The 8,124-nt window shown below is 66.6% G+C and carries 7 protein-coding genes; all 7 read left to right on the top strand.

Annotated features, from left to right (window positions below; all coding sequences use genetic code 11):
* Nucleotide 1: 1 nt before the first annotated feature.
* On the top strand, nt 2–1,237 hold the full coding sequence (locus tag A5713_RS18295) for a serine hydrolase domain-containing protein (RefSeq protein ID WP_068097844.1): 1,236 nt from the start codon (nt 2–4) through the stop codon (nt 1,235–1,237).
* Nucleotides 1,238–1,476: 239 nt separating this feature from the next.
* On the top strand, nt 1,477–2,496 hold the full coding sequence (locus tag A5713_RS18290) for a sulfotransferase family protein (protein WP_369804495.1): 1,020 nt from the start codon (nt 1,477–1,479) through the stop codon (nt 2,494–2,496).
* A 382-nt stretch (nt 2,497–2,878) separates the two neighbouring features.
* Nucleotides 2,879–3,871, top strand: a complete 993-nt coding sequence (locus A5713_RS18285; RefSeq protein WP_068097841.1) for a sulfotransferase family protein — start codon at nt 2,879–2,881, stop codon at nt 3,869–3,871.
* A gap of 134 nt (nt 3,872–4,005) precedes the next feature.
* Nucleotides 4,006–5,067 (top strand): NAD(P)-dependent oxidoreductase, encoded by a 1,062-nt coding sequence (locus tag A5713_RS18280; RefSeq protein ID WP_068097850.1) that lies wholly within the window; start codon nt 4,006–4,008, stop codon nt 5,065–5,067.
* Nucleotides 5,068–5,383: 316 nt separating this feature from the next.
* Nucleotides 5,384–6,190, top strand: coding sequence for a TylF/MycF/NovP-related O-methyltransferase (locus tag A5713_RS18275; protein ID WP_068097847.1), 807 nt, complete (start codon nt 5,384–5,386; stop codon nt 6,188–6,190).
* Nucleotides 6,191–6,305: 115 nt separating this feature from the next.
* On the top strand, nt 6,306–7,574 hold the full coding sequence (locus A5713_RS18270) for a glycosyltransferase (protein ID WP_068097837.1): 1,269 nt from the start codon (nt 6,306–6,308) through the stop codon (nt 7,572–7,574).
* Between the two features lie 392 nt (nt 7,575–7,966).
* Nucleotides 7,967–8,124, top strand: a 158-nt coding sequence (locus tag A5713_RS27760; protein WP_197516403.1) for a glycosyltransferase, incomplete at its 3' end; no start/stop codon positions are given.

The following is an 8,124-nucleotide window of genomic DNA, read 5'->3' as shown; positions in this document are numbered from 1 at the left end:
CCTGCGTCATGGTCATCGCGTGTCCGGCGCGGCGGACTCACACTTCGGATGCGTCGTTCGCAGCTTTTCGACCATGTTCCCGGCCCGCCGGTTCGGCGGCGGTGCCCTGGCGGTCTATCTCGACGGCCAGCCCGTCGTCGACGTCTGGACCGGGTGGTCCGACCGGGGCGGCCACCGGCCGTGGTCGGCCGACAGCGCGCCGATGGTGTTCTCGGCCACGAAGGGAATGGCCGCCACCGTGATTCACCGGCTCGCCGACCGCGGGCTGATCGACTACGAGGCGCCCGTCGCGGAGTACTGGCCGGAGTTCGCGGCCAACGGCAAGGCGAAGCTCACCGTGCGCGACGTGATGAGGCACGCCGCCGGCTTGTCCGGTCTGCGCGGCGCCCACAGCGAAGACCTGCTGGACCACGTCCTGATGGAAGAGCGGCTGGCCGCGGCGGCGCCGGGCCGGCTGCTGGGCAAGTCGGCCTATCACGCGCTGACCTTCGGCTGGCTGATGTCCGGCCTCGCCCGGGGCGTGACCGGGAAGGGCATGCGGGTGCTGATACGCGAAGAGCTCGCCGAGCCGCTGGGCACCGACGGGCTGTACCTGGGGCGCCCGCCGGCCGGCGCGCCGACGCGGGTCGCCGAGATCATCGCGCCGCAGAACCTGGTTCGGAACCCGCTGCTGAGCTGCGTGACGCGCAGGGTGGCCAACGAGCTGTCCGGGGGATTCCGGTCGATCTACTTCCCGGGCATGGTCGCCGCCGTGCAGGGCAACACGCCCCTGCTGGACGCCGAGATCCCGGCGGCCAACGGGGTGGCGACGGCCCGAGGGCTGGCGCGGATGTACGGCGCCATCGCCAACGGCGGCGAGGTCGACGGCATCCGGTTCCTGTCCAGGGAGATGGTGGCCGGCCTGACCGGTCGACGCAGCCTGCGCCCGGACCGAAACCTCTTCATGCCGTTGGCCTTCCACCTCGGCTACCACAGCCTGCCCATCGGCAACGTGATGCCCGGCTTCGGCCATGTCGGGCTCGGCGGGTCGCTCGGCTGGACCGATCCGGCGAGCGGGTTGGCGTTCTCGCTGGTGCACAACCGGCTGCTGACGCCGTTCGTGATGACCGACCACGCGGCGTTCGTCGGCCTGTACGCGCTGATTCGCAACGCCGCCGCGAAGGCGCGCAAACGCGGCTTCGAACCGGTGACGGAATTCGGGGCGCCGTACTTCGAGCCGGGGGCCGTCGCGGGCTGACCGGGCAAATATCCGCGCGCGGTTGCGCGGATCGCGCTCAAGCACGGCATCGCGGTGGCGGGCACTGGAAAATCCCAGCTCAGCTCGGTTCGTAAGCGGTCCGATCAATCCTGTCAACGCGATTTTTACGTGGTTGACATGTGTTTCATCGAACGGGCCCGCAAAGTCAAACAATCGGTAATAATTCCGCGATACACCTGGCAATCGATGCCGCGCACGACTTGGAAGGCTGAAGCTGGATGAAAAGGGCCCGCACCACTAGACCCTCGGAAAGCCATGCCGCCTCCGGTAGCCTCCTCGAGCGGTCGACCTCCACGCGGCCCCTCGCCTTGTTCGTCCTGGGCATGGGGCGCTCGGGCACGTCGGCGCTGACCCGGGTCCTGTCGTTATGCGGTGCCACGCTTCCGGCCGGAATGATGGGGGCCGACGAAATCAACCAGCGCGGCTACTGGGAGCCGCGCGCATCCCTCTTGCTCAACAGGTCGATCCTGGAGCGCCGCGGCAGCGCCTGGTGGGATCCCTCACTGCGAGTCCTGGAGGAAGGCGCCTTCACCGCGGCGGAGCGTGCGGCGTGCACCGCCGACATCGCCGCTTACCTCAAGTCGCTGCCGGACGCACCGCTGCTGGTGATCAAGGACCTTCAGATCGTGGTGCTCTGGGAGATGTGGTTCGAGGCGGCACGCGCGGCGGGCCTTGATGTCGCCGTCGTGATCGCGGTGCGGCACCCACAGGAGGTGATCGCGTCGCTCGGGAAGGCCACCGGGGCGTCGCCGCAACTCGCGAGCGCCCTGTGGTTGAAGGGAAACCTGCTGGCCGAGCGTCACTCGCGCGGTGTGCCCCGGGTGTTCGTCGAGTACACGCATCTTCTGGAGAACTGGCGCCGCGAGGTGAAGCGGATTTCGGCCGCGCTGGAGATCGACCTGCGCGCCGATGACGAAAGCGCTGTCGACGAGTTTCTCACCCCCGATCTGCGGCGCAACCGGGACAGTGGCCCCGTGATCGATCGCTTCGGCGCCGACTGGATGTCGGCGGTCTACGAGGCGATGCGCGCCGCGGCGCTGGACGGGCCCTCGGACGTGGCGACGCTGGACCGGGTGTTCGAGGCGTATCGGGCCAGCGAGCATGATTTCCGAATCGCGTTGGAAGACGCCCGCGGCCACTCCACCAGCCTCACCGCCAGGCTGCTGCGGCCGTCCGTCATGAAGCCGGTCCTCGAGGTCGTCGCGATGGCGCACCGGCGCAAGGGAACCTGGGCCTAGCCACCGCCGACTGACACGTCCCTCGGCGGGCGACCGCGCCCGGGTCGTCCAAATGTTAAGTAAGCAAAACAAATTTGCGAAATTGACGCCCTCGTCACCGAATCACGCTAGAGTCGTCAGCGCACCATGATCCGATCATTCGCTCGTCAGGGGAGAGCCTGATCCCGCAGGAGGTGCAGGGGGACGGTGTCGTCTTTGTGCCAAAGACGTTGAGGTGGATTGAGTTTCATTTCTCGACGTCGCAGTGCACACCGGGCAAAGACGGTCTTGACTGTGACGGCGTTGCCGTGCGCGAGAGCTCGAGATGGGCGCGGAACCGAGAAGTCATGGGTGGCAACCGAGTTCGCATGTAGCGAGGTGCACCGAAAGGTTTGCGTTTGCAATGAGATTTGCCCGGATCGCGAAAACTGCTGAGACTACTCACCCCGTCCATCGCCCGGTCATTGTCTTCGTGTTGGGCCCACAACGCTCGGGCACGTCGGCGATCACGCGGGTTCTCTCGCTGTGCGGTGCCACGCTCCCCGCCGGGATGTTGGGCGCGGATGCGAACAATCCGCTGGGCTATTGGGAACCGCGGGCCGCCATCACGCTCAACGAGTCGATCCTGCGTCGCCACGGCAGCAACTGGTACGACCCGTCGCTGCGCTTGCTGGACGACGCCGCGTTCGGCTCCCGAGAGAGGGCCGCCCACGTCGCCAAGATCGCGGACTACCTCTCCACGCTGCCGGCGGCCCCGCTGCTGGTGATCAAGGAGCCCCGGATAACCACGCTGTCCGACCTGTGGTTCGAGGCGGCACGCGCGGCCGGGTTCGATGTCGCTGCGGTCATCGCGGTGCGCCAGCCGCAGGAGGTCATCAAGTCGATCGCGGCGTCCTGGCGCGTCTCTCCGGCGCTCGCCAGCGCGATCTGGGTGAAATACAACCTACTCGCCGAGCGCCACACGCGCGGCGTGACGCGGGTGTTCGTCGAGTACGCCAACCTCCTCGACGACTGGCGCCGGGAGGTGAAGCGCATCTCGGTGACGCTGCCCGATGAATTGAGCGTGGACGAAGAGCAGCCGGTCGAGGACTTCCTGCGGCCCGACCTGCGACGCCAACGACACAGCGGCCCGGTGGCCGAGCTCTTTGGCACCGACTGGATTTCGGCTGTCTACAAATCACTGTGCGCGGCGGCGCTGGACGAGCCCGTGGACACGCCCACGCTGGATCGGGTCTTCGAGTCCTACCGGGCGTGCGAACGCGATTTCCGCCAGGCCTTCCAGGATTTTCACGGATTGTCCAACAGCATGCTGTTCCGCGTCTTCCCGCCGGTGATCGCGGGCCCGGTGATGGAGCTCCTCGCGATGGCTCACCGGCGCAGGGGCACCTGGGCCTAGCGGTTCCCGGCCGCGACCGGCAATCCCGGTGACCCCAAGCGGGTGCCCGATATGATCGACCGGACGGTGCTGCCCGCAACGTGCGCACGTCCTACCTGCAGACCAATGGGAGGTCCCGGCTCTTGTCAGCGTCCGTGCTCATCACCGGAGGGGCCGGGTTCATCGGGTCGGCACTGTCGCACCGTCTCGTCGAGGGCGGTTACGACGTCGCGGTGATGGACGTCTTGCACCCGCAGGTACACGGGGGAGACCAGCCGATCGACCTGCCGTCGTCGGTGCGGTTGTTCACCGGCGACGTCACCCACGCCCCCGATTGGGACGCGGTGCTGCGGCTGTGTCGTCCCTCGCAGATCGTCCACCTGGCGGCCGAGACCGGAACGGCGCAGTCCCTGTCGGAAGCCACGCGCCACGGTTCGGTGAACGTGGTGGGCACCACCCAGCTCCTCGACGCCTTGACCCGCGCGGGAATCGTCCCCGACCAGCTGGTACTGGCGTCGTCGCGGGCCGTCTACGGCGAAGGTGCCTGGCAGGCCGGCGCCGACGTGTTCTATCCGCCGCCGCGCAGCCACGCGCAGCTCGTCGCCGGCCAGTGGGACCCCCTGGGACCCGACGGTGCGCCTGCGGTGCCGCTGCCGAGCCGCGCGAGCGGGACGGAACCCCGGCCGACCAACGTCTACGCCGCGACCAAGCTCGCCCAGGAGCACCTGCTGGCGGCCTGGACGGCCGCGCACGACACCAACGTCAGCGTGCTCCGGCTCCAGAATGTCTACGGTCCGGGCCAGTCACTGACGAATTCGTACACAGGAATCGTCGCGCTGTTCGCGCGGTTGGCGCGGGAGGGTCAATCGCTCGAGGTGTACGAAGACGGACGGATCGTGCGCGATTTCGTCTACATCGATGACGTCGTCGACGCGCTGTACGCTGCCCTGCAGCGGCCCGCGACCGGATCGCGGCGCCTCGACATCGGGTCGGGCAACGGGACCACCATCCACGAGCTGGCCGACAAAGTGGCGGCCATGTGCGACGCGCCTGCTCCGACCGTTGTCGCGAAATTTCGTGACGGTGACGTGCGCGCCGCCAGCTGCGACATCGGACAAGCCGAGGCCGAGCTGGACTGGCGCCCGAAGTGGATGCTCGACGACGGCCTGCCCGCATTGCTCGAATGGATCGGCAAGCAGTCCGAATCCTCCGGCTGACCGAACCAAAGAGCCGCCTTCGCCGTGTCAAGAACCGTCACTTGGCCGACCGGGTCGGCCGCGCATGCAGCAAACGGCGCGGCTTTCGATGCGGGGTGGCGGCCGTCGAAAGCATATGATGGTCCGCAGGGGGCTGACCGGTGGTCAGGCGACAAGTCACTCGTTGGCTACGCGGTACAGGTGAGGGGGGCCGAGGGTTGGCGAGCATGATGGAAAGATTCGAAACGCATTGGCGGCCAAGGCAAACGTCTAGGCTGATCAACGGGAGGAAGTTCGTGCGAACTGGGGGGCAGTCTTGACCGTTGCCGATCGCGGCATGCGATCTTCATTCGTGGACACGCGATCGGCGTACCTTGACTTGCTCCGGCGCAACCTCACCCGGTACGGCAGCGACGAGTTGGTGCCCGTCGGTTGGTACTACTTCGGACGGCCGATGCTGAGCACCCGCAAATTCATGATGGTGCGCAAGCGCCCGTTCAATCCGCACGCGCGAGGCCTGGGGCTCGATTGGCCCGCGGATGCCTTGACGATGATCGGCATGCAGCGGCTGACCAGTTTGCAGCAGTGCGTCGAGACCGTGCTGAACGAGGACATCCCCGGCGACTTGGTCGAGTGCGGCGTGTGGCGCGGCGGGGCGTCGATCCTGATGCGTGCCGTGCTGGCCGCGTACGGCGACAAGAAGCGGCGTGTGTGGCTGGCCGATTCGTTCGAGGGGGTTCCGCCCCCGGACACCGCGCACTACGAAGCGGACAGGGGAATCCGGTTGCACCGCGCCGCCGGCGTGCTCGCCGTGCCGGAAGAGCAGGTCAGGGCGAATTTCGAGCGCTATGAGTTGCTGGATGACCAGGTTCGTTTCCTCCCTGGCTGGTTCAAGGACACGCTGCAGGACGCGCCGATCGATCGCATCTCCGTGCTGCGGCTCGACGGTGACCTGTACGAGTCGACGATCCAGGCGCTCGATGCGCTTTATCCCCGGCTGTCGCCGGGCGGTTTCTGCATCGTCGACGACTACCACGCGATCGACGCGTGCCGGCAAGCCGTCACGGACTACCGGACGAAGCACGGCGTGACCGCGGAGATCGTGGACATCGACGGCACCGGGGTGCTGTGGCGTAAGGAGTGACAGGCCGCTGCGCCGTCGCTGACCAGCCCGCGCCGACGCCGGCATTCGCCGGTATTTAAGGTGATGTCGGTGCATCATTGCCGCCGATGGCACAACTGAAGGGCTTGCATTCGCGATGAAAATGGTGCTGGCGAGCTATGGCACTCGCGGCGACATCGAGCCTTCCGTGGTGGTCGCTAAGGAATTGGTCCGCAGGGGCCACGACGTGCGCATGGCGGTCCCGCCGGACTCGATCCCCTTCACCGAGTCGGCCGGGCTGGCGGCCGTCCCGTACGGGCTGGAATCGCAGGCGTGGCTGGACCTGTACCGCAACTTCTGGACGTCGTTCTTCGGCGCCTTCTGGCGGGTCCGGGAGATGAGGTCGATGTGGCGCGAGATGTGGGATCTCAGCGACCAGTGCTGGTCGCAGATGAACACCACCCTCGTGTCGCTTGCCGACGGTGCGGATCTGCTGTTGGCCGGGCAAAGCTATCAGGAGCCCGCCGCCAACGTCGCGGAGTACTACGACATCCCGTTGGCCACGCTGCATCACGTCCCCATGCGGCCGAACGGCCAGACCGTTTCGATGCTGCCGGCCCCGTTGGGGCGCTCGGCGATGACGGCGTTCGACTGGTTCAGTTGGCGCCTCAACAAGAAGGTCGAGGATGCGCAGCGCCGCGAACTCGGCCTGCCCCGGGCGACGGGTCCCTCGCCGCGGCGGATCGCCCAGCGCGGAGCGCTGGAAATCCAGGCTTATGACGAGGTTTGCTTTCCCGGCCTGGCGGCAGAATGGGCGAAATGGGATGGCCTTCGGCCATTTGTCGGCCCCCTGACGATGGAGTTGACCACCAGCGCCGACGACGACGTGGCGTCGTGGATAGCCGCGGGAACGCCGCCGATTTGCTTTGGATTCGGCAGCATGCCGGTGGAATCCCCGATCGACACGGTCGAAATGATCGGTGCGGCCTGCGCAGAATTGGACGAACGCGCGCTGATTTGCGCCGGTTGGAGCGATTTCAGCGACGTGCCACTTCCCGAGCACGTCAAGGTGGTGGGCGTGGTGAATTATGCGGCGGTCTTTCCCGCCTGCCGCGCGGTCGTACACCACGGCGGCTCGGGCACCACCGCAGCAAGCCTGCGGGCGGGGGTCCCGACGCTGGTTTTGTCGATGGATGTCAACCAAACCGTCTGGGGAGCCCAGCTCAGACGGCTGAAAGTTGGTGCCACGCGGCGGTTTTCGGCCACCACCCGGGAGTCGTTGTTGGCGGATCTACGCCGGATACTCGATCCGGATTACGGCGTGCGTGCGCGAGAGATCGCCCGGCACATGACCAAACCCGCTGAAAGCGTCGTCAAGGCCGCCGACGTGGTGGAGAAGTTTGCCGGCTCGCGGAGTCGCGCCTGATCGGCAAAGCCGACAGCGCGGATGTGTGCCGCGCTGTCAGCATCCTGACTCCGGCGCCGGCGCCGAACTAGTTGCCGCTTCTGGAGACACGGGACCACACTTTCTGGCACACTGATATCTGATCAGCCGACGATGCCTGGGGGTCGCGTCAAACCGTCAAAGGTCGTCACAGTCCAATGGTCGGGGGGATAGGGCCGATGATATTGGCTTCGTCACACCCGACGGCGCCCGGTGAGAATTGCCGGTTCGCCCGCTCGCGGAACCTCATTCCCCATGCCATGCAACGAAAACAGTCAATCCCAATAGGGAAGGGAGAGACTGAAATTAGGGCCGAAAGACCCTACTCCGAAGTGTTGCCGGGGCAAGGGAAAAGTGATTAAGGTTACAACGCGATGAAATTTGCTGTGGCAAGCTACGGGACGCGCGGTGACATAGAGCCGTGCCTCGCTATCGGGCGGGAACTGACGCGCAGAGGGCACGAAGTCCGGATGGCCGTCCCGCCCAATCTTGTTGAGCTCGCGGAGGAAGCGGGGCTTGCGGCCATCGGCTA

The organism is Mycobacterium sp. E2497 (assembly GCF_001668695.1).
Classification (GTDB): domain Bacteria; phylum Actinomycetota; class Actinomycetes; order Mycobacteriales; family Mycobacteriaceae; genus Mycobacterium.
This window is presented reverse-complemented; position numbering and strand designations above follow the sequence as displayed.

What these genes read in the sequence shown, in the direction of transcription:
- A5713_RS18290 (WP_369804495.1), top strand. Translation starts at nt 1,477, where the DNA reads ATGAAAAGGGCCCGCACCACTAGACCCTCGGAAAGCCATGCCGCCTCC.
- A5713_RS18285 (WP_068097841.1), top strand. Translation starts at nt 2,879, where the DNA reads ATGAGATTTGCCCGGATCGCGAAAACTGCTGAGACTACTCACCCCGTC.
- A5713_RS18275 (WP_068097847.1), top strand. Translation starts at nt 5,384, where the DNA reads ATGCGATCTTCATTCGTGGACACGCGATCGGCGTACCTTGACTTGCTC.
- A5713_RS18270 (WP_068097837.1), top strand. Translation starts at nt 6,306, where the DNA reads ATGAAAATGGTGCTGGCGAGCTATGGCACTCGCGGCGACATCGAGCCT.